Source organism: Streptomyces sp. NPDC052910, from assembly GCF_055585605.1.
The window spans coordinates 877615-903548 of the sequence record NZ_JBVJJR010000002.1 but is presented as its reverse complement, the minus strand read 5'-3'; the positions used below and the strand labels follow the sequence as shown (position 1 = coordinate 903548).

The window sequence follows — 25934 nt, the reverse complement described above, 5'->3', positions numbered from 1 at the left end:
CGGGTTCGGGGTGGCTTCGCCGGTGATCCACCTGTCCATAACCGACCTCATCGTCCGCCGTCTCACCGGCGACAGCACCCTCTCCTGGCGCGACCCGACGACATCACACTGAAGTTCCCCATCTAGAAAAATACCGGGAGAAAACGGCCTTTGAGATGAATTTCGTCACTACCCGGGTTGGGCTCGGACCGCTTTTCCGCTGGGACTTTGGATGTGTGCTGTCCTGGACGTGCCGGACAGAGCCTCGGCGGCACGACGTTCCGGAATTTTCGTGGTCGCCACGGCTCAGAACCATCGTCTGTTCGCCGGTGGGGCGGAAGCCGTGGACACTGAGCATGGCCTGGGGGCGTAGGGGGCGGTCACGGCGCCAGGGTGTTTGGGGCGTCAACCGAGCCGGACGCGGGCTTGAAGGGTGGGGTCGGGCAAGTGGGCTCGATTCGCGAGGCCCGGACGGACGGGTGCCGGCCGAGGGTGTGGGGTTATCGGGTGATGCGCTGCGTGGGGGATGCGGGAGGGCGGGTGACGCGGGGTGGTCCGGCCCGGGCGGCTGTCGGTGCAGGAGGCGTGAGAGGTCGGGTCGGTGGCGGTGGGGGTGTGATGGCCCGTTGCCAGCGGGTGCGGACGGCGCTCAGCTCGGCGAGGGTGCGGCGGCTGCCGGTGATGAGCTGGTGGGGGCTGTTGGTCGGATCGTCCGTGAACGCCTGGATCCGCAGGGCGGCGAGGTGGGTGTGCGCGAGCAGGGCACGCCGAAGGACGCGCTCACCCCAGTGTTCCGGCGAGCCGACCGGGGTCGACACCAGGGCCATGAGGTGGGCCGGTGTGAGGCCGGCGGTGAGCAGGCCGCGGTACTGGGCCTCCCGGAGCACCGTGACCAGATCGGACGGGATCACCTCGGTGTGCCAGGGCTGTCAAGGATCCGGTAGCGGTACGGCGGGCGCCCCGCGCAGGAGGGGCCGGTCAGGGCGACGGAACCCGTCAGCCCCGCTGACACTGACGCGCTGGGGCACCGTCCCCAGACTGCCAGCTTGACAGGCAACCGGAAGGTTGCCAATCTGGGCGGTAGGGGTTGGATGACATGGACGAAGTGTTCAAGGCGCTCGCGGACGCGAGTCGCAGGCGGCTGCTGGACCGGCTGAACGAGCGGGCCGGGCAGAGTCTGCGCGAGCTGTGCGCGGGGCTGGAGATGTCCAGGCAGGCGGTGTCCAAGCACCTGGCGGTGCTGGAGGGCGCCGGCCTGGTCACGGCGGTCCGGCACGGCCGGGAGAGGCTGCACTACCTCAACCCCGTACCCATCCACGATGTCGCGGACCGCTGGATCGGCAGGTACGAGCGGGGCCGGCTGGCCGCGCTCGGCAATCTGAAGCACGCCCTGGAAGGAACGGCGATGAGCAAGCCCGAATTCGTCTACACGATCTACATCCACACCACACCCGAGAAGCTGTGGGAGGGGCTGACCAGCCCGGAGTTCCTCAAGCAGTACCACGGCGGCTGGGCGCCGTCCTCCGACTGGCAGGCCGGCTCGAAGGTGCTGTGGCCGGTCGAGGACGGCGGCGAGCCGCAGGACCTCGGCCAGGTCGTCACCGAGTCGGAGCCCGGCAAGCGGCTCGCCTACACGTGGCACACGCTGCAGCCGATGCACCAGGAGATGTTCGGCATGAGCGACGCGGAGTTCGCCGAAGCGGTCAAGGAGCGCTCGAAGGTCACCTTCGACATCGAGCCGGCCGAGGATCCGGAGCTGGGCATGAAGCTGACCATCACCCACGACGGTTTCACCTCGGCCGAATCCAAGATGCTGGAGGGCGTAAGCGGCGGCTGGACCATGATGCTGTCGGAGCTCAAGACGATCCTCGAGAAGGCCTGACCGTTTTTCGGCAGGCCGCTGCCACCGGATCGGCGCCACACGTTCGACCTCGGGTCGGCGGATGCCGGGGGCGGCAAAGATATCCTTGATGACCAGTGCGACGGGAGAGCAGTAGTAGGAGGCGCGTGACAGGCCCGCTTCGCACTTCCCGTGCACAGGTGGCAATATCGCTCTGATCCGGCCCCGCTTCTCCGGCTTGAGTGGGCCCCTTTCGTGGATCGACGAGGATTTGATCTCGGGCCGAAGCGGACCCGGCTTCCGGCTCGACTTGGCCCCGCTGGGGCTAGCGGTCGGGTAGCTCCGCTGGCTCGGTGCATGCGTGAGATCGTGGGCAGATGACCGCCACTGCTGAGAAAGCGCTCCCGAGGCGGCCAGACGACCGCAATGCGTCCATCCTGCGCTTCGCAGTGGAACTCGTTGCCTGGGTCACAACGCCCTGGGCACTGGCCGGTTATTCGTGGTTGCTTGCCGTTCTGTCCGTGGTGCTCCTGATCGGCCTCCCAACATGTTTGTCCACTCCGGGTGACAAGAACAGCGTGATCATTGCAGTGCCCGGCTGTGTCACGATTCTTCTGGTCCTGCTCCAGGCCGCCGCGGCCGTGACGTTCTCGTGGTCGGTCTGGCCGGCGTGGGCGGCAGGCTCGGTAACATTGCTGGCTATGGCCATTTTCGTCACCGAGCGCCGACGCTGGCGGTGGCTTCTGTCAGCCCGACAAACCGCCAACTGAGTCCCCTGGCACGGGAGTCCAGGGCCTATTTCGCCTGCTGCCTGGCCTTGGTCCGTGCGAGGCGGTAGGACTCGGTGCCGGTTTCGACGATGGTGTCGTTGAAGGTGAGGCGGTCGACGATGGCCGCGCAGAGACGAGGGTCGGTGAAGGTCTTTGTCCAGCCTCCGAACGATTCGTCGGAGGCAATCGCGACGCTGTTCTTCTCTTCACGTTCGGTGAGAACCTGGAAGAGCATCCCGGCTCCGCGCCGGTCCGGTTCGAGATAGCCCAGTTCATCGATGCAGAGAAGATCGGCACGTCCGTAACGGGCACGCCGACGCCTCGGCGGAGGCGGCCTGCCGTTTCGCCGAGGCCGCGCACCCTACGGGTTGGAGCGCCGTCGCTGTCGAGGACGCCGTGGACGCGATCGGCACCCTGGTGGGGGCGCTCTCTCCCCTGGACCCATACTCCGCGCGGCTCCTCGCCCCGATCACGGACGCGACCGCGGCGCTGCTCGAGCACCTCGTGCGTTCCCAGAGCGATGACCAGACCGCCGTCATCACTGACGTCCCCGCCCGACAACGGCGACGTCGGCTCGGCCCCGGCCGTCAGCACGACCACGGGACGCGATAGCCCCGCCCGGCCGAGACCGCGTCCGCCGCGCTGGTCGAGCCCCTCCCCGTCCACGGAACCGGCGCCTACGGGCTCGTCCTCGCCTCCGGTCGAGCTCAGCGCGGGGCGGAGGCCGCGCGTGGTGTGGAACCTCGTCGCCGCGGTGGGCAGCCGTCCCTCCACCGGTACGCGCACCGACTGGCACTGCGGTCCCGGCCGGGCTGCGAGGGGCTCGCCGGCTGAGGACGCCCGTCCGCCGGCTCCGCTGAGAAGGACGCCGGCCGTCGCGGCCCCGGGGTTCAGCGGGGCGCGGGGCCGGCGGCTACCGCGGCCGCCGCTCTCGGCGACGCGCTCGTCAGGTTCGGACCGAGCACCTACGCCCGCACTCTGGACTCCGGACAGGTCATTGCCGGCATGAGCCCCGACTCGGCGCAGCAAGTCGCCTCTACTCTGGCCGGCAAGGAGGCGGATCGGAAGGGGCGAAGGCGGGGGCTCGGCCACGGCCGGAGGGGCATCGGGGCCACCATCGTGCCCCGGTGGCGAAGGGGCGGCTGCAGGGCACCGTCCGTCTCGGCGCTCTCCCGGCCGGCAGCAGGGACGCCCTACTCGCTGAGCGATTTCGCCCGCACGGCCTGCCCGCGAGCCGTAGGGTCCGTCCATGGGCGACTTCTACGTGCCGCACGCCTTCTCCGACATCGACGCGCACCCCCGCCCCGTGCGCCTGGTCAACGCGCTGTACCGTCTGCGGGCCGATCCGTTCTTCGTCTCCTACAAACAGCGCTTACGCCACCTTTTGCGAGCCCAGGCCGGCCGGCGCTTCCTCGATGTCGGAGCCGGCACGGGAGACGCCGCTCGGGAACTCGCCGAGGAGTCCGGCGCCCAGGTCGTCGCCTGTGACCTGTCCCGGATCATGTGCACCGAGATGAAGCACGCCGGCCTGCGGCAGGTCGCCGTGGCCGACGGCCACCGCCTGCCGTTCAAGAGCGCGCGCTTCGACGGGGCTTGGGCAGACCGCGTCCTGCAGCACGTCGAGGATCCCGACCGGGTGCTGGAGGAGATGCTGCGGGTCGTCCGTCCCGGAGGCAGGATCGTCGTCTGCGACCCGGACACCGCGACCCAGGCCCTGAACATCGAGGACCACCGCTTGGCCGCCAAGATCCTGGGCCTGCGCCAGACGGCCGGCATCCGCCACGGCACCTTCGCCCGCCGCGTCCCCGGCCTTCTCACCGCACGCGGTCTGCTCGACGTCCAGGTCGAGGCACGTACCCTGCTCGTCCGAAACAAGCGCACCATCGACGACATGATGGGCGTCCGCGACTGGGCCGACGCCTTCGCCGACCGCGGCTACATCGACCGGTCCGAGGCACAGCGTTACAACACGCTCCTCGATGAGGCGATCGAGGGCGGTCAGTTCCTGTACTCCGTCACCTATTTCCTCACCTCCGCCACCGTCCGGTAGGCGACGAGGGCGCCGCCACCTGATCCCGTCGGCCTGCCCCACAGTCGGGCCGCAGGGCCCATCGCCCTCACCCTGCTCGGCGCCGACCTCGATGAACAGCAGCGGCACCCGTTCCGCGAGGCGGTGAGCACGATGTCGGCGTGCGCGCTCGCTGACGCCGCCGGCCCGGAGAGCCGGAGCGCGGGCGCGGTGGAGGACGCGGGCCGCCGCCCTGGAGGTGCCGGCCGGCGCCCACGCGCATCTCGACCCGGAGTGCGCGGAGATTCTGTCCGTCGTGCCCGTTGCCGCGGCCGCCGTTCTGGAGCGCGCCGAGCACGCCCGGACCGGCGGCAGCCGGCAGGACCACGGCCCACGGCCGGGGCGGCTCCGGGACCGGCACGGCACTTCGGCAGGCGCTGACCGTGCACGGCCTCACCCGGCACCGCGTCCACCAACTCGGAGCGGCGCTGGTCACCGTGACCTTGGACGCCGCCGATGCGCAGGCCCGGCTGAGGACGACCGGCCGCCCGACGTAGGTGGCAGGGTGCCGGCGGTCCGTCTCCGACTGCGCGACCGGGCGCGGTGTGTGGTTAGCGCAGGAGAACAGAACCTCATGCCATTCGCAAGGGTGCCACCATTCAGCACATGCACGCATCCGAGAACGGACTCGTCTTCCCATGGTGCTGCGTGACTGGTCTCCTGGAAGGGCTCGCACGGTGTGGACGGTGTGAGGCACCCGCTGAAATCGATCAGCGCCGGGCTCTGAGACGCAGGGTTTCGCCCAGCCACGGGAGCTCAGTCTTCCATGGGCCGTACTTCCCCATAGCGTCGCACGATGTGAACAGCGGAGGAGGCGCATACGCATGTATCAGAGCACTCCATTCGACCTGCCCTTCGCTCCGGTGGATTTACCCGACCTCACCGATGCTCGGGAACGTCACCTGCGGTGGGTCAGTCACTTCGGGCTGCTGCGCGGCGAAGCAGCGTTCAAGACGTATGTGGACTGGGCGCTGGATGCGGCCGCGGTACTTTTCCACCCCCAGCCGGTGGGAGCCGATCGTGACCTGGCCATCGACTTCTACGGTTGGCTGGTGTTCTGGGACGGTCAGTTCGACAGTCCCCTGGGGAAAGACCCTGAGGAAGCGGCACGCATCGTTGACCAGGTAGTAAGCGTGGTGCGCCACCGCCCACGCGGGGGGCTCGCGGCCGACAGTCTCGCTCCGGCAGCGCAGGCATTGCAGGACCTGTGGCGCCGCGAAATCGTCGGCATGTCATCACGTTGGCAGGAGCAAGCTGCTGAGAACTGGGCCGCCTACCTCACCGCCCACCTGACCGAGACGGTCAATCGCCACCACCACGTCTCCTTCACCCTGGATGAGTTCCTGCGGGTCAGGGATGCGGCGGGCGGAATGGCCGTGATTCTGGATTTCGCCGAGAGGCTGAACAACTTCGAACTGCCCGGCGCAGTCCGGTCACACCCTGTCGTGCAGGAAATGCGGCAGATCACGGTACGCGTCGTCGACTTCGTCCAAGACGCACTGTCTTTGGAGAAGGAAGCAGCGCGCGGAGAACCGCACAACGCGGTACTCGTCATCGCACACGAGCGCCGGTGCACGCGCGAACAGGCCGTCGGCGAAGTGCAGGCACGGGTACGCGTCCTCACCGACCGTTTCCTTGACCTGGAGGCACGGATGCCGTCGGTGTGCGATGAGCTCCACTTGGCCCTGGCCGAACGGGAGTCCACCTACCGTTACATCGATGCCATGCGCACCACCATGCGCGGCAACTACGACTGGTGCCGCACCTCGCCCCGCTACGCGAGCCGCTCCGTCACACGGCCGGACGAGCCCGGATACCTCACAGAGATCGTCACCATCGGCATGGCCGGCATCTGACCTGGCGCACGGATCGCTAGCGCGGGCACCGCAACCTGAATCTTCTCGGCAGCAACAGCTTCACCGCCAGCGTCCCGGCCGCCGGCGCCCTGCGCCCGCTACGCGACCCCGACGGACCCGAGCCGGACGAGGACGACGACAGCGAGGAATGACCGCCCGAGGCCCTGCGGTGGCGGAGCGGACCCACGCACGAGTCGTCACGGGCGGACCGTAAGGCCGTCCAGGGTGAGGTCGAGCAGGCGCTCGGCCTGCGGTCGGTGTTCAGCACCCGCCGAGGTGAGGGCGATACCTTCCAGGGCCGCACCGATGTCGGTGGGCCGGATGTCAGTGCGGATCGCCCCGGCGGCCGTGCAAGCGTCCATGAGTGAGGTGATGGCGGCCTGGATCATTTCCCGGCTGTGACCATAAGGATTGCTTCCCGTCGCGGCGATGGCGCGCAGGGCGTCGATCATGCCGTACTTGGCGGTGACGTAGTCCAGGAACAGGCGTGTCCACGCACGCAGCGCCTCTACTGGCGGCTTCTGCGCAAGTAGAGCGGGGGCGGCGTCGCACAGGTGGGCCACCTCGTTGCGGTAGACCGCCTCTATCAGGGCCTCCCGGGTGGGGAAGTTGCGGTACAGGGTCGCACTGCCCACGCCTGCTTCCTTGGCGATGCGTTCCAGGTGTGCATCCAGCCCCTCCGTCGTGAAGACGCGTACCGCGGCCGTAAGGATCTTCTCCCTGTTCCGCCGCGCGTCAGCCCGCAGCGGGCGAAGCGTCCCGTCGGTCATCAGTGCTCGCCATCCCCTCTTCGAAGCCTTCCGAACTTGCTAACCGGATGCGCCCCCACTTACGGTGGGGCTAACTGGGGGCACCTCCGGTTTCACTGTAGGTCACAGTACTGACCTGCGCGCACCGCATGGAAGGAAGTCGATCATGTCGGGCATCCAGGGCAAAGTCATCGCGATCACAGGTGCCAGCAGCGGCATCGGTGAGGCAACTGCGGCCTACCTCGCCGAAAGGGGCGCCCAGCTCGTGCTCGGAGCCCGGCGCGAGGACCGGCTGAATGCCGTCGTGGACGGCATCACGGCGAAGGGCGGCACCGCCACCGGCGTCCTCGTCGACGTCACGCGTCGCGAAGACCTCCAGCGCCTGACGGGCACGGCCATCGACCAGTACGGTCGACTCGACGTCCTGGTCTCCAATGCGGGCACGATGGCCGTCTCGCCGTTCGACGACCTGCGCCAGGACGACTGGGACGCCATGGTCTCCACCCACATCACCGGCCTGCTCAACGGCATCGGGGCGGCTCTGCCCATCTTCCGCCGGCAGTGCTTCGGCCAGTTCGTCAACGTCGGCTCCACCGCGGCCTACGTCGTCAAAACCCCACAGGCGGTCTACGCGGCCACCAAAACGGCGGTAAAGGTGCTGACCGAGGGCCTACGCCAGGAGTCGGGATCCAACCTGCGCGTCACCCTCGTCTCACCCGGCTTCACCAACACCGAAGGCGTCGGCAAGGGAGCCAGCCCTGAAGCCGCGGCCGCATTGACCCGGCAGCGGGACGAGATCGCCATGCCGCCCTCGGCGATTGCCTCCGCCATCGGCTACGCCATCGAACAACCCGACGGCGTCGATGTCAGCGAGATCGTCGTCCGCCCCACCGTGCAAGCCTGACAGCGGCGAGTCGGGCTACTCGAAACCGCCGCCCTGTCGTCAAACGATGGCGGGCTCAAACGGTCGGTGCATCACTGCTGTTCAGAAGGTCATCGTAGACCTCTGCGGGAGTGCGGTAGCCGTGGGTCTTGCGTGGACGGTGGTTGAGCTCGTGGGCGATGGTGCCCAGGTCAGCCTGGCTGAACGTGCGGAGGTCAGTTCCCTTGGGGAGGTACTGCCGTAGCAGCTGGTTGGTGTTCTCGTTAGTGCCGCGTTGCCACGGGCTCCGTGGCCTGTAGAGGTAGATCGGCATCCGGGTCTCGGCGGTGATGCCCTGGTGCTCGGCTATCTCCCGGCCGCGGTCCCAAGTGAGCGTCCGCCGCAGTTGGGGCGGGATTCTGAGGAGGCTCCTGGTGAGGTGCGGGGTGACCTGCTCGGCCTTGATGCCGTCGGGCAGCGCGACGATGGTCGTGTAGCGGCTGGTGCGCTCGACCAGCGTGGCGACAGCCGAGGGCCGGGTGCCCATCACGAGGTCGCCCTCCCAATGGCCGGGGACCTTGCGGTCCTCGACCTCGGCGGGGCGGGCGGTGATGGACACCATGCCTCGGATGATCCCCCGGCCCGTGGGCCGGCGGGCGAGCTTCGGACGGCGCATCGGCCTGCCTGACCTCAGCCGCTGGGTGAGGCTGCGGTCGATTGCTTGGCGCCGGCGAGGGTCGTAGAGCGAGAGGTAGATCGCTTCATGCGAGATCTGCATGGAGGCGTCACCAGGAAACTGCCGTCGCAGCCATCCTGCGACCTGCTCGGGCGACCAGCACAGAGCCAGCTTGGCCTCCACCAGGGCGCGCAGAGCGGGTCGTTGAGTGAGCTTGGCCTGCTTGGGTCGGCGCCCGCGTTCGTAGGCGGCTGTATCGGCGGTGGCGGCTCGGTCGCGGTCTCGGCCGCCGTTGCGGGAGATCTCGCGGGAGACGATCGAAGGGGACCGGCCCAGCCGCCTGGCCAGATGCCGGGCCGATTCCCCGGCGGCGATGCCGCGAGAGATCTCCTCCCTCTCGCTGCCATTCAGGTGCCGCTCTGACCGCGTTTGCGGGGCGAGGCGGATGCCGCCGCTCTGGTACAGGGAGCGACGAGCGTTCTGCATCGGCGCCCCGAGCGCCCGCCCGATCAGGCTGAACGACTGCCCCTCGCGCCAGCGTCTCCATATCTCGTCCTGCTGAGCTGACGAGAACCCGTAGTCACGCACCTGTGCCTCCACGATCACATGATCATCCGTGGGTGGTGCGTTGATCACTTGAGGGTGCCATCGTTTGACGGCAGGGCGGCAGGCGCACCCAATGAACCAAAATCCGGGGGTTCAGGCCGGCCCGAATCCAATCAGGTCCGATGGTGATTGCCGACAGGGTTTGACGACAGATAGGGTCCGATCTTCCGTGCGGAAGAGACCCCTCGGTGGCGAATCTGGTCTACAAGCGGGTCTCGACCGACCAGCAGTCCACCGCCCGGCAGCACCTCGTCCTGGACGAAGCCGGGATCGCGGGCCCGGTCGTCTTCGAGGAGGACGGCGGCACCTCCAGCCGCCTCCACCCCCTCCAGCGCCCGAAGTTCCGCGATCTGCTCGCGTACGCGCGGCCCGGGGACACCGTGCACATCTCCGAGATGTTCCGCCTGGTGCGCGGCAACCAGCACATCCTCGACATCCTGGACGTCCTCCATCGCGACCGCCTCGCCCTGTGTATCCATGACGGCGCGTTCTCCGCGATGGACCTCACCGCCCGCCACCCGCGCACCGGCGAGCTGCTGTCCACCGTGAATTTCATGGTGCAGACCCTCGCCGCCGCCGGCGAACTCCAACGCGACCTCCAGCGCGAGCTCACCTACGACGGCCTGCGGGCCGCCGAGGCCAAGGGCAACAAAGGCGGGCGCCGCCCCGCCGTGGCGGCCGACAGGACCGACGCCGTGCGCACCGCGTACCTGGAAGGCCGGTCCATTGCCGCCCTCGCCCGCGACCACGGCGTCAGCCGCGGTGCCATCCGCACGGCCGTCGCCGACCTCCTGCCCGACCACACTGTCAGCGAGGAGGACGCGCCTGCCCTGGAGCTGCCGGTCACGCTCGACATGTCGGGCAAGTTCGCCGGCTTCCTTCACGCGGCCGACCTGGAGCCCGCCAAGCGGGCCGCGCTCGACCAAGGGGGTGAACGTATGGCACGGCCAGGGCTACACCCTGCGCGCGTCAGCGCCGTCCCCGCCGGGCGCACCACAAGTTTGGCCCGGCCTGACCGGCAACGATCCAAGACCGTCAGGCTTTGCAACAGCCCGCCCCCGGGGCATGGTTATTCTCGGCCTACTGGCGGCCTGGCTGCTTTTTCCTCATGATGTTCAGAAACGTTGCCATGCCGGCACAGATGACGACGATAAGAGCCAGGAAGACCCACCCTCCGGAATTCCCGGAAGCTATCAGAAAGACACCGAACAGAACTCCTACCACGGCAAGACATGTGGTGATGGCCGTGTAGCGCTTCACGACCGCGCGCTGTTCCAAGCTCCAGCCGACGCGAGGCATGTGATCTCCTTCTCTCCGATTGAGGGCTGGGAGGAGTTTCCTCCCAGCCCTGTTCTCTTAACCTCCTACGGCATTGGACGCTATCTGACCAGCGCTCCATGAGACGGCCGCGCACTGCAGTGAAGAGCCGAGCGATATGCCAGCCGTTGCCGGCGCAAGAGCCGCGGCAGTTGTGAGGCAGGCCCCTGCGGTGATCCCGCCGGCGACGACGCCCGCGACATCGCCCCAGAGTGCCTTGGTGTCCCTCGTGGCCAGGTGATAAATTCCCGTGCCCAAATCACCTACTGGTCCCAGAGCGTCCGCAATCCCACTCAGACTCCAAGTTCCGTTCGGGTCCATACGGTTGACGGGGTCACCTGCGGCATAGAGGTAGGCGTTGCTTTCCATGCCGCTGGGGTCGGGGTGAGTGAAACGGCCGAGGTTGGGGTCGTAGTAGCGAACGCCCATTTTGTACAGACCCGACGAGTCCTGGTAGGCGCTTGTGTAACGGAAGGGCTGGTTGGTTCCCGAGTTCGTGCGCTGCTCGCCGTAGGGGCCGTAGGAGTAGGTGGCCGTGCGTTTGCCGGACGCGTCGACCAGGCCGATGACGGAGTTCTGGGCGTCGGTCAGGTAGTACTGGCTGGCGCCTCCGCTCTTCATGGCCACCAGCGTTCCCGAGGGCTCGCGGATGAAACCGGTGGCCGCGCCGGAGACGCTCTGGCCGGTGATGCCGACCGCAGTGTTGGTGAAGGTCGTGGAACCGGCCTTCAGGCGTTGGGCGTTGTCGGTTCCGGCGTAGGTCTGCTCGGTGGTGGTGCCGGACTGGGTGTAGGCGCCGAGCTGGGTGAACGGCGTCCAGGACTCGGCAGTGCGGGTGCCAGTGGGGCTGGCGGCCGAGGTCTCGTTGCCCGCGCCGTCGTAGGTGAAGGCGTCGTTGCCGTTGTACGAGGTCAGCTCGCCGGCGTCGTTGTAGACCGCCTTCTGCTCGGCGCCGTCGCAGTCGGACGGCAGGGACGTGCCCGAGGAGCGGCCGGTGCGGTTGCCTGCCTTGTCGTAGCAGTAGGACCAGCCGGCCGTCGTGGAACCGCTCTTGGTCTCCACGGCCTTGGTCAGCCGGCCCAGCGTGTCGTAGGTGTAGGCCAGGGCTGCGCCGTCAGTGGTGCGCTTACGGACCTTGTCGGTGTCCTTGCCCGAGTTGGCGTAGTCGTAGGAGATCGACGACAGGGTCGTGGAACCGGACTTGGCCTCGACCTTCGTGGGACGGCTGGAGTCGTCGGAGGTGACGGTCTGCGTGGTGCCGCCGGGGAAGGTGGTCTTGGTGCGGTCGCCGTTTTTGTCGTAGGTGAAGCTGGTTTTGGCGCCGTCGGGTTCGGTGACCGAGGTCAGCTCGTTGGCGTCGTCGTAGCCGTAGGTCACCGTGCCCGCCGAGTCGGTGGCGGTGGCTACGTTGCCGGTGGCGTCATAGGTGATCGACGTGGCCGGGGTGCCGGGCAGAGCGCGGGTGCGTTCGCGGTTCTGCTCGTCGTAGGTGAAAGTCGACGTGCCGCCGGGGGCTGTGCGGGTCTTGAGGTTGCCGTCGCCGTCGTAGGTGAACGAGGCGTCCGACGAGCCGGCGCTCTGGGTCTTGATGCGGTCGCGGTTGTCGTAGGTGTAGGTGGTGATGGTGCCGCGGCCGTCGGTCACCGTCTTCCGGCGGCCGAGGTCGTCATAGGTGTAGGTGATCGGCTTGAGCGGGGATGGCGGGGTGACCTTGGTCAGGTTGCCCTTGGAGTCGTAGGTGTACGACGTCTTCTTGTCCCGCGGGTCGGTGGCGCTGCAGCGCTGGCCGGGCAGGCCACCGCAGTCCATGGTCCCGGACTTGGGGTTGTAGTCGTAGGTCCACTTGGCGCCGGTGCCGCTCGTGGTGGAGTCGGTGGAGGTGAGCAGGTTGCCGGAGTTGTCGTAGCCATGGGTCGTCTTCTCCGCCGAGGCAGAGGTGGCCGTCTCCGGGAAGTAGCCGCTGCCCTTCTTCACCCACGTCGCCGACGCCGAGGCCCCGGTGGGCAGGGTCGCGGTGGTGGGGTTGAAGGCGCTGTCGTACTTGTAGCTGGTGACGTTGCCGTCCTCGGGCGCCGCGCCCATCGCGTCGGTGGCGGTGGCGATGTCGTTGTCCGGACCCCAGGACTTCGAGCGGGTGTGACCGAGCGGGTCCTCGGTCTTCTTGGTGCGCCAGTAGCCGTCGACCGTCTTGAGCGTGTTCTTGCCGCGCGGGTCGGTGACGCGCACCACGCCTTCGGCGTCGGGGTTGTTGTCGGGGGGCAGGATCCAGCGGAAGGCCGTGGTGTTGCCGGCGCCGGTGGAGTTGGTGACCACTCGGGTGACGGAGGCGACCTTGTCGCTGTCCCAGGTGAACTTCGTCTGCCGGCCCTCCGCCGTCGTGACCTTGGTCAGACGCTTGGAGGTGTCGTAGTCGAAGGTGGTGGTCTTGCCGTCGGTGTCGGTAAAGGTCTTGATCAAGTCACCGCTGTAGGTGTAGCCGATCGTCCGGTCGGTGTTGTCGGTGACCTTGGTGATGTGCGTACCGTCGTTGGTGAATGTCAGCGTCCGGCCCGAGGCAGAGGTGATCTTCGAGGTGAGGTTCCCGGAGTAGGTGATGGTGGTCGCGTTGCCGTTCTTGTCCTCCACCTTCGACACCCGCGCGACGCCGGTCGTGCCGGAGCGGGAGAACGTGGTCTTCTCCCCCGTGCGGCGGCTGGTGAGCGTGAAGGACTTCTTGTCGGATGCCTCGGTCAGGTCCTGCTTGTAGCCCCTGGCGGGGGTGAAGCCGGAACCGGAGCGGGCGAAGACACCCACCGTGCCGGAGGGCCCCTCCACCGAGACGCCGTCGGCGGTGGTCTCCTCGATGCGATAGTCGGCGCCGGACGTGGCGTTCCAGCCGACAGTATTGAGGCTGTTGAAGGTGTTGCCGTAGGCCAGACCCGGGCCGGCGTCGGCGATGTCGAAGCCGTCGACGGTCAGCAGCAGGTTGCCGTTCCCGTAGTTGACCTGGGCGCTGACTCCATCGGAGAGCTGGGCGGTGTAGAACTCCGACCACGGGACCCGGCCGGTGCCGAGGGCGTAGAAGCCGGGCTCGGCGGCGGCCGACTCGACCACCGGCCGCCCGGCTTGGCCGGTCGCCCTGAACGCCGTACTGGCCGGGGCCTTTGTCTTGCCCAGGGGTGAGGGGGGCGGCTTGGCCGCCGCGGCGGTGGCGGGGGCGGTCGCCGGCTGGGCGGTGGCGGGGACAGCGGTGGCCATGGTGACGGTCGCGGTGGCCGCGACCAGGATCGACAGCGGCAGCCAGTGTCTGCGGCGCCGTAGTGCGGGCATGCGAGGATTCACGAAGGTCTCTCCGATGCGTTGAGATATGGAGCAGGACGGGGCGGCACCCATGCAGAGGTGCACCCCGTCCTGCTCGGAGGAGGCCGTACGTGTTACTGGCCGGCGGCGTGTTACTGGCCGGCGGCGTGTTACCGACCGGCGGTGTGGCGCCGGTACGGGACCCGCGTCAGCAGCGCTGGGACGTGCGCGTGTGCAGTGTCTGAGGGTCGTTGGGGATGCTGATCGTCCCGTCGCCCGAGGTGCACTCGTTCGCCGTCTTGGCCGCGTTGCCCCAGAACTCCTGGGAGTGAGTGCCGAACACATCCCTGCGGCCCACCAACGCGTTGCGCTTGTAGGACCACACACCGACCGTCAGGTCGAAATTGATCTCCTTGTCCAGGAACGACTTCCAGGCCCACACGTAGCCGTAGTTCTCATCGCACTTGGCCGAGTAGAACTGCTTGACCGAGGCGATCTTCTCCGTGCCCCGGTAGATGTACTCCGTCGTCCCGATCTGCGCCGCGTCCGAGCACACCCCCGCCGCCGTCGCCACGCTACTCAGCGGATTACCGGCTTCCGTGCCCGCGGTCCCGGCCGCTTCGTTCGCCGCCCGTTCCTGCGGCGTCTGCCCCGGCCCCTTCGCCGCCGAGGCGACCCCGCCGCCCAGAACTGACAACGCTGTCGCCGCAGCCACGGCGAAACCCGTCATACGCGCACGTCTCACGTGCTTTACCCCCTGGGAAAGCGCGCAGCCCCCAGCCGCCCGAACGAGCCTCGGGCGCCGCACACAGTGGACAGCGCACCCGACTGGTGCGCCTCCTCATCCTCATCACACAGCACACCGGAATCCCGCGTTCCATCCGTATGAATACCAGGCGTAATAAAAACTACACAGGGTAAATAAATGGATGCTCGCCGCCTAAGCCTTCGAATCCATGGTTCGCGTGCGTCATTGCCGCTGCCGCCTAGGTGTGAACGAGTGCGCATTGCGCTTTCCCAGGAGATGCATTGAAGTGTGATGTGCGCCACAGGCATGCTTTTCGATGCAGCGGGCACACGAGGACGTTTGACACGCCACCAACTACCTTTGCGGGCAGCCGCGTTGCTGATCACTTCAGCATGAGGTTGGTTCAGGGGCTTGGCGGTTGGGCCGAGATGGCCGCGAAGTTCTGCGGGTGTGCGTTGAGCTGGCGCCGGATGACCTGTGGGAACGTATTGCCCCGCTGCTCCCTCCTCGTCCGCCGCGACGTCGGCGATGCCCGGCCCGGCTGCCCGCTGATGACCGGGCTGCTCTGCGGGCATCGGCTGCAGTGCGGTGACCTGCTGGCGGCGCCTTCGGGACTGGACTGAGGCCGGGGATGTTGCCCCGTCTGCACGAAATCCTCCTGGCGGAGCTGCGGCGGGCCGGCCTACTGAGATGGATGACGCCGCGGCCGACGGCTCACACGCCCGGGCTCTCAAAGGGGGCTCACACCGGACCTTCGCCGGTCGACCGCGCCCGTCCGGGCAGCAAGCACCACCTCGTCGTCGATCGCCACGGCACCCCGCTCGCCGTCACGTTGACCAGCCGAGGCAGGACAGGGGGAGGGTTTCACGGAGGGGCGGGGCGCCCGTGCCGTGGTGTGGGCGGCGGAGGACGTCGATGCTTCGGCCGTCCCTGGAGAGATGGTCGATGCGTTGGGCCACCAACTCCCCGGCCCTGGTGCGGGTGTCGAGTAGCACCGCCAGTATGGCGATGAACCTGGCATGGCCGGGTGAGCGAACCCTCGACAGGTCGCGTCGCAGCCGACGTCGCAGGGATCCGAGCCGCTCGTTCTCGGGGGCGGGCTTCGGCGCGACGGTCCCGGCGGTCTCCATGGCGATGACCGGAAGTCCCGCCGCCCGGCGGATGATCTCCAGGCAGGGCCGGGAGTGTCGAGCGGGAACGGCCTGAATCCGGTCCCGCGTCGGGCGGTCGACGTGGGACCGGACTCCTGGTGGCCCTCAGGGCTCGTGCCTCAGGCGCGGAGTTCGAGGGTGCAGCACTTGACGCTGCCCCCGGCCTTGAGCAGTTCGGTCAGGTCGGCACCGATCGGGTTGTAGCCGCGCTCGCGAAGCTGTGCCGCGAGGCCGGTGGCGGCCCGGGGAAGAACGACGTTGTGCCCGTCCGACAGCGCGTTGAGGCCGAAGACGGCGGCGTCGGCCGGGTCGGCGAGAATCGCCTCGGGGAAGCGCTCGGCCAGGACCGCCCGGCTCTCCGGGGAGAAGGCCGCCGGGTTGTACATGATCTCCCCGTCGCCGAGGACCGACAGCGCCGTGTCCAGGTGGTAGAACCGGGGGTCGACGAGGGTGAGGCCGATCACGGGACGGCCGAAGAAATCCCGCACCTCGTCGTGGGCCCGCGGGTCGGAGCGGAACCCGGTGCCGGCCAGGATTTCCCGGCCGGTCCAGAGGAAATCGCCCTCGCCTTCATTGATGTACTCCGCCTGCTGGACCGCGGACCAGCCGCCGCGCCCGAACCACTCCAGGTAGGCCGCTGACTCGTCCTTGCGCTGGTCGTGCCGGAAGCGGGCCACCAGCACCTTGCCGTCGATGACGATCGCGCCGTTCGCGGCGAAAACCATGTCGGGGAGTCCGGGCACGGGCTCGATGAGCCGGATGTCGTGGCCCAGCTCGACGAAGGTGTCGAACAGGCTCTTCCACTGGGCCAGTCCGGTGTCGGTCGACGTGGGGCGGTCCGGGTCCATCCACGGGTTGATCGAGTAGGTGACGTCGAAGTACATCGGACGACACATCAGGTATCGCCGTGGCGTGACCGTGCGGTGTGCGAGCGCTGTCTGCTCCGACTGGGTGTGCGGCACCTTCGTTCCCTTCGGTTGGGCTGTTGGGGATGGTCGAGCGTTGCTTGACCGGTTCCGGCGGAGGATCAGCCGACCTTGAGCGTTCCCAACCCCTGCTGGCTCCGCCGGTAGATGATGGAGTCGGCGATTTCGCCGCTGCGGACGGCGAGGTTCGACAGCAGGGACGAGGTCAGGCCGTGGCTGTGCTCGGTGCCGCCTTGGAGGTAGATGCCGAAGGGGAGTTCGGGCGTGGTGGCGATCCGATAGTCGCGTTCCATGACGTACCGTCCCGCTTCGTCCCGGAGGCAGTAGCGGTTCAGATCGCCGAGCAGGGCGGTCGGCTCCATGGAGTCGTACCCGGTGGCGAAGATCAGCGCGTCGACCGTGACCACCCGGCGTTCCGGGTCGAGCTGCGCATCGAGGGTGAGCTTGACCGCGTCTCCGGTCCGGTCGACTGACGCGACCCTGGTCAGATTGAGGAAGTGCAGCCGCTTGGTACCGCGGACCTCTTCCTCGTACGAGCGCCGGTAGAGGTCCCGGATGACCTCGTCGTCGACGACCGAGTAGTTGGTGTTCTTGTGGTAGCGCCAGAAGGCGTCCTTGGTCTTGGCGGTGCCGAAGTAGTAGTCGTCAACCGCGCCGGGGTCGAATACCTGGTTGGCGAACGGGGTGTCGTCCGCGATGGAGTAACCGTAGGACGGGATGACGGCGGACACCTCTGCGTGCGGGAGCGCGTCGTGCAGGAACCTGGCGATCTCGGCCGCGCTCTGGCCGGCGCCGACCACGGCCACGTTCTTCAACTCGTCGGGGTTCAGCTCGGAGTACCGGGTCAGGAACTCCGAGCTGTGCCAGACGCGGTCACCGCGCTCGACGCCCTCGGGCATGCGGGGGACCAGCCCGGTCGAGATGACCACATTGCGGGAGTGGACCAGCGTGTGGCCGGCCGGCGTGCCGACCTCGATCTCCAGATGCTCGGGCTCCGCGGAGCCGGCCCGCTCGGGCAGGCGGATCGCCGTGACCTCGGAGCCGTAGGAGACGTCGTAGTCGATCCTCGCCGCCGCCCACTCCAGATACCGGTGGAACTCCTGGCGGGTCGGGAAGAAGTCCTGATTGTTGACGAACTGAGCCAGTCGGCCCGACTCGTGCAGATAGGTGATGAAGGTGAACCGGGACCCCGGATTTCGGAAGGTCGCCAGATCCTTCAGGAAGGAAATCTGCATGGTCGCCGACGGCAGCAACATGTTCCGGTGCCACCCGAATTCGGCCTGCCGCTCGAAGAAGGTGGCATTGAGCTGGTTCGGTGGGCCCACCCGATACTCTTCCAGAGCGATCGCAAGCGACAGGTTCGAAGGGCCGAAGCCTATTCCGACCACATCGTACGGCTCGGATTCATGAGTGCCCACAGTAAGTTCTCCCTCAATGTGGCCTAGGCAGGGAAAGGTCGGGAATACGACGTCAACGTAGGGCAGGCCGGCAGGTGCAATCAAGAGTTCCGGCGGCCGGAACGTCGCCCGCTGTCCCGTCGACAGGACAGCGGTGACAGATTATCGGGAATGCGGCTCGATTGCCTTGGAGGTCGGCTACGTTGGTGCGCCGGGGGCCCGTGCCGGGCCGGAAAACAAAGAAAGGACGGGAGTCCGGAATGTTTGTTCCCAATTTTTATCGCGAACCGGACGGTTCGTGGATGCCCGACCTGATCCGCAGCAATCCCCTCGCGCTGATGGTGTCCAACGGGAACCCGACGGACGGGCCGTTCGCCACGCATCTGCCGATCATCCTGGACCCCGAGCTGGGCGGCGAATGGCCCGATGACCTCACAGGGATCACGCTGTGGGGCCACATGAACCGCGCGAATCCGCACTGGAAGGCGCTCGAATCGGGCAGTGTCGTGCTGCTGACCTTCACCGGTCCGCACGCCTATGTCTCGCCGGCCGTGTACGGGAAGGGGCCGGCCGCGCCGACCTGGAATTTCACGGCCGTCCACGTACATGGCGTGCTGGAGAAGATGGAGTCGCCGGACGAGACGCTGGCCGTGGTCCAGTCCACTGTGCGGGCCTTCGAGACGGACCTTGGCAGCGGGTGGGACATGTCCGAATCCCTCGACCATTTCCGCAACATCGCGCCCGGTGTGGGCGCGTTCAGGATCCGGGTGACAGGGGCCGAGGGCATGTTCAAGCTCAGTCAGGAGCAGGCACCCGAGGTTCGCGCCCGGGTGAAGGAGTCGTTCGAGGGGCGTGGGTGCACCCGCCATGGCATGGTCGCCGAAATGATGGGCCGGCTGACATGAGCGCGGAGGTTTCCATCAATGGCCAACGGGTAGTCAGTTCTGCGGCCGCGTAGTTGAGTTACGCGGCCGCAGAAGCTCCCCTGCCACTCCTCGCGCTGCCCGGACGAGGAGAGCGGTCGTGCTGATTTCGTTTTGGGTCAGCCGGACGACTTGGCCTGGGCCGCGGAGTTTTCCAGTACCTGTCGGGCGGCTCGGTCGAGGGTCGCCAGCACCCACTGCTCGAAGTCGGTGCCCGATTGCTCGGCGGCTTCGTGCCACCACTGCATGCGACTGCCGGGTACCGCGAGCCGCCGTATCGGCTCCGCCTGCCGCTGCTCCGGCACCCGCTCGTCGTTCGCCGCGCGAATGGCATTGCGGAGCTGTTTGGTGGTCCACTTCATCCGCTCGGCCCGGTCGAGCCAGAGGTCCTGTTCGGGGACCGGAAGGGACGCCAGCTCAGCGTGGTGCTGGAATGTCAGGGCCGGCCTCCTCCGCTCGAACTCGAAGCGCCGGGAGACCCAGGCATAGTTCCGCAGGGTCTGGTACCGGAGTCCGACTGCCCTGATGCCCCGCTGATACCGGTCGGTGTAGTGGTCCTTCCCGTACACCAGCCAGTCGCCGAGCCACCAGGATGAAGAATCCACGAGTCCGGCGATCTGGCGCCCGGCCCGCTCCCACTCCTCGAAGGCCATTCCCTGAGGGATCCGGAGTCCCGTCCTGGTCGTCAGAACCTGGTAATTCTGCGCGTCCGGCTCATGCATTCTTCGGTGCATGAGCCGGACATTTCCCTGGTTGCTGACCTCATCCATTGCTGCGATCTCCTGTCGATTGCGCGCCGGGCAGAAAATGCTGACGGGATTCGACACCAGTTGAATGATCTGGATTCAGTCGACCGTCGTCACACAGGGAAAGCCGCGAGCAATGGGCTCTGCGAATGCGTCGACAGCCGGCGCTCTCCAGCCGGCCGGCTGTCCCCCGTGAGTGCCGTCGAAGAGTAGATCTCACTTCGTCCCGAGGATCAAGACAGTTCGGCGCACCTGTCGATCACAGCCCGGCCCACACGGTGGTCCGCTAATCGAACCGGGCCGCTTCTGTGACTTTTACACATCCTTAACGCGTTGGGTCGTCGATGGCGGGCCCGGAGCTTGGCCGTCCCGGCGACGAGCGGGTAACGTGCGGGTCAAGACACCATTATCGGAATGCTTCGTCAAGGAGCATTCGTCCCAAAATCGTGCCATCCAGTTCAACGGGGGAACTTCAATGGCCGAGCCGGCCCTGACGCGCGCCTCAGCTCGTTTCGGTGCGCTGCACCACGATGTCCCCTACCGCCGTGTGGGCGTGCAGCTCGACGGGCTCGGCCGGGGCTTCCGGCGGAGCGAGCACGTTCAGCGACCGGTAGACGTGGCCGGCGGTCGAGCTGAGGTCGAACCGCGGAGCGGTTCCGCGGGCAAGGCCGACCTCCAGATCGCCGAGGACGGTCCGCAGGGCGACCGAGCCGCGCTGGACCTCCTTGACCCGGATGCTTCCGTGCCCGGTCGTGGCCTCCAGTGAGCCGTGCGCGCGGCCGATGTGGATGTCACCGGTCTCGGCGTGGATACGTACCCGGTCGCTGACCTCGCCGACCTCGGTGTGGCCGCTGCTCCGATGGACCGTCGCCGTACCGTCGACCGTCCGGATGAACACGTCTCCGTAGTCGACCCTCATGTACACATCGCCGGTCGCCTGTTCGACGGAGACGTCGCAGAGCCCGAGTCCCAGCAGTAACGGTCCGGTGCGGTGGAGTCGGATGTGGCCGTGGCCGGTGCTCAGCCGGCAGGCTCCGATCCGGCCCTCGCAGGAGAGGTTCAGCGTCATCGCCTCCCCGTGGACGCTCGAATCGAGTGGAAGCTCGATCGCCACGCTCACCTTGCCGTTCCGCTCGGGCGGGCCGGTCGAACCGGGGGCGGCCACCAGGAGCCGGCCGTCCGAGAAGGAGACGAGTGTCCTCTCCGCGCAGATGACGTCGCAGGGCTCGGCGGGGTCGCTCGGGCGGACCTCCACGACGGTGTCGGTGCGGTCGCTGGCGGTGATCCGGACGTCACCGAAGCCGAGTTGGAGCGTGGCGAGAATGGCTCCGGAAGTGTCGAAGGTTGGCAAGGCGAGCCTTCTGGACATATGCGGTGACCGCCGCCCGCGGCGAGTGGCCGGCAGATGACGGGTCGCATGGGGCGGGTGAAGCTTCGGGGGCAACTATGGACACCGGGTCGCACTGTTTCGCGAGCACCAGGATGTCACGTACCGCCAGGTGGGAGCGGAGGTTTGCTGCGACTGCCATCAAGTTTCCTGCGGAACGTCCCACATGGCGGTGCGGAGGTCGGCCGCCTCGCGGACCGACGCACAGCCGGCCAGCCCCAGGGCATCCCGGAACTCCTCGGCCAGCAGGCCGAGTACGGTGTCCACCCCCTGCTCACCGCCCGCCGCCAACCCCCACATCACCGGGCGGCCGACCAGCACCCCCGTGGCACCCAGGGCCAGTGCCCGGAGCACATCGGTTCCGCTGCGGACCCCGCTGTCGAAGAGGACCTCGCAGCCGCCCGCCACCGCGTCGGACACCGCGGGCAGCATCTCGATCGAGGGGATCGCGCCGTCCAGTTGCCGTCCCCCGTGGTTGGAGACCACCAGGGCGTCGACACCGCTTTCGACGGCGCGACGGGCGTCGCGGGGATCGAGAACGCCCTTGAGGATCAGGGGCAGTGCGGTCCTGGCGCGGAGCCTCTCGACGGACTCCCAGGTGAGCGCGGCCGTCATGATCGCGCCGGTGTGGGCCGCCACCGCGGAGGTCCCCCGGCGCGACTCGTGCGCCTTCGACGAGGCACCGCCGGTGAGGTTCGCCGCCGTGACCTCCGGGGGGAGGCTGAAGCGGTTGCGGATGTCGCGTAGCCGGCGTGCCATCCAAGGGACGTCCACGGTGAGCATGAGGGCCTCGCAACCGGCTTCCTCCGCTCTGGCAACGAGCTCGAAGAGCTTGGTCTCGTCGCGGAGCCAGTACATCTGGAACCAGGTTCGGGCTCCCTCGGCGGCGATCCGCTCGATGGGGAAGCTGCTCAGCATGCCGGCCGTGAACGGCACACCGGCCCGTTTCGCCGCCCGGGCCACGGCCAACTCACCCTCAGGGTGCAGGAGTCGATGGTAGGCCACCGGCGCGACGGCCAGCGGCAGTCCGGCGGTCCGTCCGAGGAAGGAAGCCTCGGTGGAACAGTCGGAGACGTCGCGCAGCACGCGCGGCACCAGATGGATCCGGTCCAGGGCCCGCCGGTTGGCCGCGAGGGTGGACTCGGTGCCACTCCCTCCGGCGACGAAGTCCCGGACGCCCTTCGGCAGCAGCGCCGCGGCGGAGAGTTCCAGTTCGGGCAGGGAGAGCGGGACCGGGTCACCGGCGGACCCGGGATCGGTGGACTTGTCGGACGCGCTCACGATTTTCCCATCAGCAGCGGTGTGGTCGGAAGGAGGGAGCCGGCAGCCGTCGGTGTCAGTGCCCGGTCTGCTTCTCGATGAGGAGGGCGAGCCGGTCGAGTCCGGTCTCGATCTCCTCCGGCCGGAGGTGGCTGAAGGACAGCCGCATGACGTTCCGCGGCTTCGAGTCGGCGTAGAAATGATGGATCGGCGTCCACAGGACCCGGTGGTCGCGGGCGCTCCGCTCCAGCAGCTCGTCGTCGGCCGGGAAGGGAACGGTGACGAGGACGAAGAAGCCGCCGGCGGGCGTGTTCCAGGAGACGCCGGGGAATTTCCCACCGCCGAGGCGCCGCTCCAGCCCGGCCAGCACCTGACGGAGGTTCTCCCGGTAGGTGGCGATCTCGCGGGCGTTGGCCGCACGCAGACTGTAGTCGTTCGTCAGCAGCTTCCCTGCGACGACGGCCTGGGCGATCGGCGACGTGTTCACCGTGACCATGCTCTTGATTTTCGAGAGCTGGTCGGCCAGCGTCCGAGAGCCGCCGGAGCCGCCGGTCACCTCTTGGTCCGCGACCACATAGCCGACGCGGGCGCCCGGAATGCCGGTCTTGGCGAACGAGCCCAGGTAGACCACCCGCGCCGAGGTGTCAAGGGACTTGATGGTCGGCGGTCCGGCGGGGTCGCCGAACAAGCCGTACGGGTTGTCCTCCAGGATGAGGAAGTCCTGGTCGGCGGCGATCGCGAGCAGTCGCTCCCGCGCCTCCCGGCTCAGCCTGGCCCCGGTCGGGTTGGCGAAGTCGGGCACGATGTACAGGGCCCGGGGACGCAGCCCGTCGGCCTTGGCGGCGGCGACGACCGTCCTCAGGTCGTCGAGATCGATGCCCTCGGACGACTCCCGGACCGGAAGCAGCGGCATGTCGACGAGCTGGGCTGCTCCGTGGATCCCGACGTAGCTCGGCGTCACCGCCAGCAAGACGTCCTGGTCGCCGGAGCGCAGGGCACGCAGCGTCAGGTACAGCGCCTCCTGGCAGCCGACCGTGACCACGATGGACTCCGGGTCCGCGGTGATGCCCTCGTCCACGGCCAGGTGCCGGGCGACCAGGTCGTGGATGATGCCCTTGGTGCGCCCGTACTGCATGATCGTCCGGCGCACCGCCGGCTCGTCGCCGTCGAGCTTCGCCGTCAGGTGGGCGCGGTAGGCGTCGAGGTAGCGGTGGATGTCGTCGAGGTCGAAGTAGCCCTCGTACGGACGCCCGGCCGCCAGGGAGACGGCGTCCGGAAAGCGCTGCGCCACTTCGTTGAGGAAGTTCATCGATTCGCTGACCGGCGTGTTCAGCGAATCGTGGAGGTCGGCCAAGGACAGTCGGACCGGTCGGTCTGCCGAGAGCTCGTTGTTCATGCGGTGTCCCACCCCTTGGGTCTGTGGTCGTGGTCCTGGCCGGGCACACCGGCCGGGCGGCGTACCGCCGGCGTGAGGCCGGGGTACGCCGCCCTTCAGGGACGGGCTGCGGGGGTTCAGCCCGTCGGCTTATTTGGGGTCGCGGTTGAACTGCACCATCGACCAGCGGTAGCCGAGGGCGGTCAGGGCGACGCACCAGCCGACCGCGATCCAGCCGTTGTTGCCGATCTCGGTACCGAGCAGCAGGCCGCGGAGGGTCTCGATGGCCGGGGTGAAGGGCTGGTACTCGGCGATCGGCTTGAACCAGCCCGGCATCGTGTCGGCCGGGATGAAGGCGCTGGAGATCATCGGGAGGAGGATCAGCGGCTGGGCGCTGTTGGCGGCGGCCTCGGCGTTCGGGCTGCCCAATCCGATGCCGACCGCGAGCCAGGTGAAGGCCAGGGCGAACATCACGATCAGGCCCAGCGCGGCGAGCCACTCCAGGGCGGTGGCGTCGTGCGAGCGGAAGCCGATGGCCAGGGCCACGGCGCCGACCAGGATGACGCTGGCGACGCACTGCAGCACGCTGCCGACGACGTGTCCGATGACCACGGAACCACGGTGGATCGACATGGTGCGGAAGCGGGCGATCAGGCCCTCGCTCATGTCCATGGACATGTACACCGCGGCGCCGATCACGGTGCTGCCGATGGTCATCATCAGGATGCCGGGCACGATGTAGGCGATGTACTCGGAGCGGTCGGCGCTGCCGCCGCCGATGCCCGCGCTCATCACGTCGCCGAAGATGTAGACGAAGAGCAGCAGCAGCATGATCGGCGCGAGCAGCAGGTTCAGCGTGCCGGACGGGTAGCGCCGTGCGTGCAGCAGGTTGCGGCGCAGCATTGTGGTCGAGTCGCGGACAGCGAGCGAGAGGGAGCTCATCGGACGCTCTCCTTGGGCTGGTCGGGGACGGCGGCGGGGACGGTGGCGGGGCCGGTGAGGGCGAAGAACACGTCGTCGAGGTCGGGGGTGTGCACGGTCAGTTCGTCCGCCTCGATGGCGGTGGCGTCCAGCAGGTCGAGGATGGCGCGCAGCTCGCGCGGGGTGCCGTCGCTGGGGATCTGCAGGGCGAGCGCCTCGTCGTCCCGGGTGACCTCGCGCAGCGCGGCGGCGGCGGCCTGGTAGGCGTTCGGGTCGGTGAAGCGCAGTCGGACGTGTCCGCCCGGGATGAGCCGCTTGAGCTCCTCGGCGGTTCCCTCGGCGGCGATCTTGCCGTTGTTGAGGACGGCGATGCGGTCGGCGAGCTCGTCCGCCTCCTCCAGGTACTGGGTGGTGAGGAAGACGGTGACGCCACCGGTGACGAGCCGGCGGATGATCTGCCACATGTTGTGCCGGCTGCGCGGGTCGAGACCGGTGGTCGGCTCGTCGAGGAAAATGATCCGCGGGCTGCCGACCAGGGTCATGGCGATGTCAAGGCGGCGCTTCATACCGCCGGAGTAGGTGTTGGCGGGCTTCTTCGCGGCCTCCACCAGGTCGAAGCGCTCCAGGAGCTCGGCGGTGATCCGGCGGCCCTCCTGCTTGGACAGGTGGTGCAGGTCGGCCATGAGGAGCATGTTCTCCTCGCCGGTGATCAGGCCGTCGACGGCGGAGAACTGGCCGGTGACGCCGATCGCGGCGCGCACGGCCTGCGGATTGGTGGCGAGGTCGTGGCCGGCGACCTGCGCCTGTCCCGCGTCGGCGCCGATCAGGGTGGAGAGGATCTTCACGGCGGTGGTCTTGCCGGCGCCGTTCGGGCCGAGCAGCGCGAACACGGACCCGGAGGGGATGTGCAGGTCGATGCCGTCGAGGACCACCTTGTCGCCGAACGACTTGCGCAGACCGACGGCGGAGATGGCGGCCGACGACGGCCGGCCGTCGCCCCTGCCGGATGTGGGCATGACTGGTGACGCCATGAAGTGCTCCCGTTCGGAGGCTGAGTTGGCTTGGGGGGGAGTGAGGCTTGAGGAGGGTGTTGCCCGG

22 protein-coding genes and 2 pseudogenes are annotated in these 25934 nt (G+C 68.0%); 9 read left to right on the top strand and 15 right to left on the bottom strand.

Going from position 1 to position 25934, the window contains the following annotated elements; all coding sequences use genetic code 11:
- Positions 1-479: 479 nt before the first annotated feature.
- Entirely contained in the window at positions 480-890 is a 411-nt protein-coding gene (locus tag ACZ6X9_RS09485; RefSeq protein ID WP_469777350.1) for a hypothetical protein, read from the bottom strand.
- Between the two features lie 185 nt (positions 891-1075).
- On the opposite strand from ACZ6X9_RS09485, the gene ACZ6X9_RS09480 reads away from it, so the two are divergent.
- Both ACZ6X9_RS09480 and ACZ6X9_RS09475 read left to right on the top strand, forming a co-directional pair.
- Positions 1076-1861: an ArsR/SmtB family transcription factor gene (locus ACZ6X9_RS09480; RefSeq protein ID WP_469777349.1), complete on the top strand. Its 786-nt coding sequence runs from the start codon at positions 1076-1078 to the stop codon at positions 1859-1861.
- Positions 1862-2196: 335 nt separating this feature from the next.
- On the top strand, positions 2197-2589 hold the full coding sequence (locus tag ACZ6X9_RS09475) for a hypothetical protein (RefSeq protein WP_469777348.1): 393 nt from the start codon (positions 2197-2199) through the stop codon (positions 2587-2589).
- Between the two features lie 25 nt (positions 2590-2614).
- Here ACZ6X9_RS09475 and ACZ6X9_RS09470 read toward each other — a convergent pair.
- Positions 2615-2899, bottom strand: a pseudogene (locus ACZ6X9_RS09470) (ATP-binding protein); the annotation flags it as partial.
- Positions 2900-2985: 86 nt separating this feature from the next.
- Here ACZ6X9_RS09470 and ACZ6X9_RS09465 point away from each other — a divergent pair.
- From ACZ6X9_RS09465 to ACZ6X9_RS09455, 3 genes are all read left to right on the top strand, one after another.
- A complete protein-coding gene (locus ACZ6X9_RS09465; RefSeq protein WP_469777347.1) occupies positions 2986-3201 on the top strand; it encodes a hypothetical protein in 216 nt (71 codons plus the stop codon).
- A 637-nt stretch (positions 3202-3838) separates the two neighbouring features.
- A complete protein-coding gene (locus tag ACZ6X9_RS09460; RefSeq protein ID WP_469777346.1) occupies positions 3839-4639 on the top strand; it encodes a methyltransferase domain-containing protein in 801 nt (266 codons plus the stop codon).
- Between the two features lie 842 nt (positions 4640-5481).
- On the top strand, positions 5482-6513 hold the full coding sequence (locus ACZ6X9_RS09455) for a terpene synthase family protein (RefSeq protein ID WP_469777345.1): 1032 nt from the start codon (positions 5482-5484) through the stop codon (positions 6511-6513).
- A 197-nt stretch (positions 6514-6710) separates the two neighbouring features.
- Here ACZ6X9_RS09455 and ACZ6X9_RS09450 read toward each other — a convergent pair whose 3' ends face one another.
- A complete protein-coding gene (locus ACZ6X9_RS09450; RefSeq protein ID WP_469777344.1) occupies positions 6711-7283 on the bottom strand; it encodes a TetR/AcrR family transcriptional regulator in 573 nt (190 codons plus the stop codon).
- A 145-nt stretch (positions 7284-7428) separates the two neighbouring features.
- Here ACZ6X9_RS09450 and ACZ6X9_RS09445 point away from each other — a divergent pair, with 145 nt between their 5' ends.
- Positions 7429-8166: an SDR family oxidoreductase gene (locus ACZ6X9_RS09445; RefSeq protein ID WP_469777343.1), complete on the top strand. Its 738-nt coding sequence runs from the start codon at positions 7429-7431 to the stop codon at positions 8164-8166.
- Positions 8167-8221: 55 nt separating this feature from the next.
- Here ACZ6X9_RS09445 and ACZ6X9_RS09440 read toward each other — a convergent pair whose 3' ends face one another.
- Positions 8222-9388, bottom strand: a complete 1167-nt coding sequence (locus ACZ6X9_RS09440) for an IS30 family transposase (protein ID WP_469777667.1) — start codon at positions 9386-9388, stop codon at positions 8222-8224.
- Between the two features lie 206 nt (positions 9389-9594).
- Here ACZ6X9_RS09440 and ACZ6X9_RS09435 point away from each other — a divergent pair, with 206 nt between their 5' ends.
- Positions 9595-10518 carry a recombinase family protein gene (locus ACZ6X9_RS09435; RefSeq protein ID WP_469777342.1) on the top strand — a complete coding sequence of 308 codons (924 nt, stop codon included), beginning with the start codon at positions 9595-9597 and terminating at the stop codon, positions 10516-10518.
- Between the two features lie 244 nt (positions 10519-10762).
- Here the strand turns inward: ACZ6X9_RS09435 and ACZ6X9_RS09430 are convergent, their stop codons facing one another.
- Complete coding sequence (locus tag ACZ6X9_RS09430; protein ID WP_469777341.1) at positions 10763-14032, bottom strand: RHS repeat-associated core domain-containing protein; 3270 nt, start codon at positions 14030-14032, stop codon at positions 10763-10765.
- A gap of 178 nt (positions 14033-14210) precedes the next feature.
- Complete coding sequence (locus ACZ6X9_RS09425) at positions 14211-14717, bottom strand: hypothetical protein (RefSeq protein ID WP_469777340.1); 507 nt, start codon at positions 14715-14717, stop codon at positions 14211-14213.
- Positions 14718-15198: 481 nt separating this feature from the next.
- On the opposite strand from ACZ6X9_RS09425, the pseudogene ACZ6X9_RS09420 reads away from it, so the two are divergent.
- A pseudogene (locus tag ACZ6X9_RS09420) lies at positions 15199-15600 on the top strand (transposase family protein); the annotation flags it as partial.
- Here ACZ6X9_RS09420 and ACZ6X9_RS09415 read toward each other — a convergent pair.
- The 3 genes from ACZ6X9_RS09415 to ACZ6X9_RS09405 all read right to left on the bottom strand — a co-directional run bounded on the left by ACZ6X9_RS09415 (position 15578) and on the right by ACZ6X9_RS09405 (position 18215).
- Complete coding sequence (locus ACZ6X9_RS09415; protein ID WP_469777686.1) at positions 15578-15880, bottom strand: hypothetical protein; 303 nt, start codon at positions 15878-15880, stop codon at positions 15578-15580. The pseudogene ACZ6X9_RS09420 and the gene ACZ6X9_RS09415 overlap by 23 nt on opposite strands.
- A 140-nt stretch (positions 15881-16020) precedes the next feature.
- Complete coding sequence (gene ddaH / locus ACZ6X9_RS09410) at positions 16021-16863, bottom strand: dimethylargininase (RefSeq protein ID WP_469777339.1); 843 nt, start codon at positions 16861-16863, stop codon at positions 16021-16023.
- 65 nt (positions 16864-16928) lie between these two features.
- Positions 16929-18215 carry a lysine N(6)-hydroxylase/L-ornithine N(5)-oxygenase family protein gene (locus tag ACZ6X9_RS09405; RefSeq protein ID WP_469777666.1) on the bottom strand — a complete coding sequence of 429 codons (1287 nt, stop codon included), beginning with the start codon at positions 18213-18215 and terminating at the stop codon, positions 16929-16931.
- Between the two features lie 269 nt (positions 18216-18484).
- Here ACZ6X9_RS09405 and ACZ6X9_RS09400 point away from each other — a divergent pair, with 269 nt between their 5' ends.
- Complete coding sequence (locus tag ACZ6X9_RS09400) at positions 18485-19129, top strand: FMN-binding negative transcriptional regulator (RefSeq protein WP_469777338.1); 645 nt, start codon at positions 18485-18487, stop codon at positions 19127-19129.
- Positions 19130-19266: 137 nt separating this feature from the next.
- Here the strand turns inward: ACZ6X9_RS09400 and ACZ6X9_RS09395 are convergent, their stop codons facing one another.
- The 6 genes from ACZ6X9_RS09395 to ACZ6X9_RS09370 form a co-directional block, all read right to left on the bottom strand.
- The gene (locus tag ACZ6X9_RS09395; RefSeq protein WP_469777337.1) at positions 19267-19869 is read right to left on the bottom strand and encodes an LmbU family transcriptional regulator; all 603 of its coding nucleotides are present in this window, start codon (positions 19867-19869) and stop codon (positions 19267-19269) included.
- A gap of 526 nt (positions 19870-20395) precedes the next feature.
- Positions 20396-21244 (bottom strand): DUF4097 family beta strand repeat-containing protein, encoded by an 849-nt coding sequence (locus ACZ6X9_RS09390; protein WP_469777336.1) that lies wholly within the window; start codon positions 21242-21244, stop codon positions 20396-20398.
- Between the two features lie 177 nt (positions 21245-21421).
- Positions 21422-22561: an alpha-hydroxy acid oxidase gene (locus tag ACZ6X9_RS09385; protein WP_469777335.1), complete on the bottom strand. Its 1140-nt coding sequence runs from the start codon at positions 22559-22561 to the stop codon at positions 21422-21424.
- Positions 22562-22616: 55 nt separating this feature from the next.
- A complete protein-coding gene (locus ACZ6X9_RS09380; protein ID WP_469777334.1) occupies positions 22617-23936 on the bottom strand; it encodes an aminotransferase-like domain-containing protein in 1320 nt (439 codons plus the stop codon).
- A 129-nt stretch (positions 23937-24065) separates the two neighbouring features.
- Positions 24066-24857: an ABC transporter permease gene (locus ACZ6X9_RS09375; protein ID WP_469777333.1), complete on the bottom strand. Its 792-nt coding sequence runs from the start codon at positions 24855-24857 to the stop codon at positions 24066-24068.
- On the bottom strand, positions 24854-25852 hold the full coding sequence (locus ACZ6X9_RS09370) for an ATP-binding cassette domain-containing protein (protein WP_469777665.1): 999 nt from the start codon (positions 25850-25852) through the stop codon (positions 24854-24856). The genes ACZ6X9_RS09375 and ACZ6X9_RS09370 overlap by 4 nt, the downstream gene beginning before the upstream one ends.
- Between the last annotated feature and the right edge of the window lie 82 nt (positions 25853-25934).

What these genes read in the sequence shown, in the direction of transcription:
- ACZ6X9_RS09415 (WP_469777686.1), bottom strand. Translation starts at nt 15,880, where the DNA reads ATGGAGACCGCCGGGACCGTCGCGCCGAAGCCCGCCCCCGAGAACGAG.
- ACZ6X9_RS09460 (WP_469777346.1), top strand. Translation starts at nt 3,839, where the DNA reads ATGGGCGACTTCTACGTGCCGCACGCCTTCTCCGACATCGACGCGCAC.
- ACZ6X9_RS09455 (WP_469777345.1), top strand. Translation starts at nt 5,482, where the DNA reads ATGTATCAGAGCACTCCATTCGACCTGCCCTTCGCTCCGGTGGATTTA.
- ACZ6X9_RS09370 (WP_469777665.1), bottom strand. Translation starts at nt 25,852, where the DNA reads ATGCCCACATCCGGCAGGGGCGACGGCCGGCCGTCGTCGGCCGCCATC.
- ACZ6X9_RS09480 (WP_469777349.1), top strand. Translation starts at nt 1,076, where the DNA reads ATGGACGAAGTGTTCAAGGCGCTCGCGGACGCGAGTCGCAGGCGGCTG.
- ACZ6X9_RS09475 (WP_469777348.1), top strand. Translation starts at nt 2,197, where the DNA reads ATGACCGCCACTGCTGAGAAAGCGCTCCCGAGGCGGCCAGACGACCGC.
- ACZ6X9_RS09395 (WP_469777337.1), bottom strand. Translation starts at nt 19,869, where the DNA reads ATGCATGAGCCGGACGCGCAGAATTACCAGGTTCTGACGACCAGGACG.
- ACZ6X9_RS09430 (WP_469777341.1), bottom strand. Translation starts at nt 14,032, where the DNA reads ATGCCCGCACTACGGCGCCGCAGACACTGGCTGCCGCTGTCGATCCTG.
- ACZ6X9_RS09400 (WP_469777338.1), top strand. Translation starts at nt 18,485, where the DNA reads ATGTTTGTTCCCAATTTTTATCGCGAACCGGACGGTTCGTGGATGCCC.
- ACZ6X9_RS09375 (WP_469777333.1), bottom strand. Translation starts at nt 24,857, where the DNA reads ATGAGCTCCCTCTCGCTCGCTGTCCGCGACTCGACCACAATGCTGCGC.
- ACZ6X9_RS09445 (WP_469777343.1), top strand. Translation starts at nt 7,429, where the DNA reads ATGTCGGGCATCCAGGGCAAAGTCATCGCGATCACAGGTGCCAGCAGC.
- ACZ6X9_RS09380 (WP_469777334.1), bottom strand. Translation starts at nt 23,936, where the DNA reads ATGAACAACGAGCTCTCGGCAGACCGACCGGTCCGACTGTCCTTGGCC.
- ACZ6X9_RS09450 (WP_469777344.1), bottom strand. Translation starts at nt 7,283, where the DNA reads ATGACCGACGGGACGCTTCGCCCGCTGCGGGCTGACGCGCGGCGGAAC.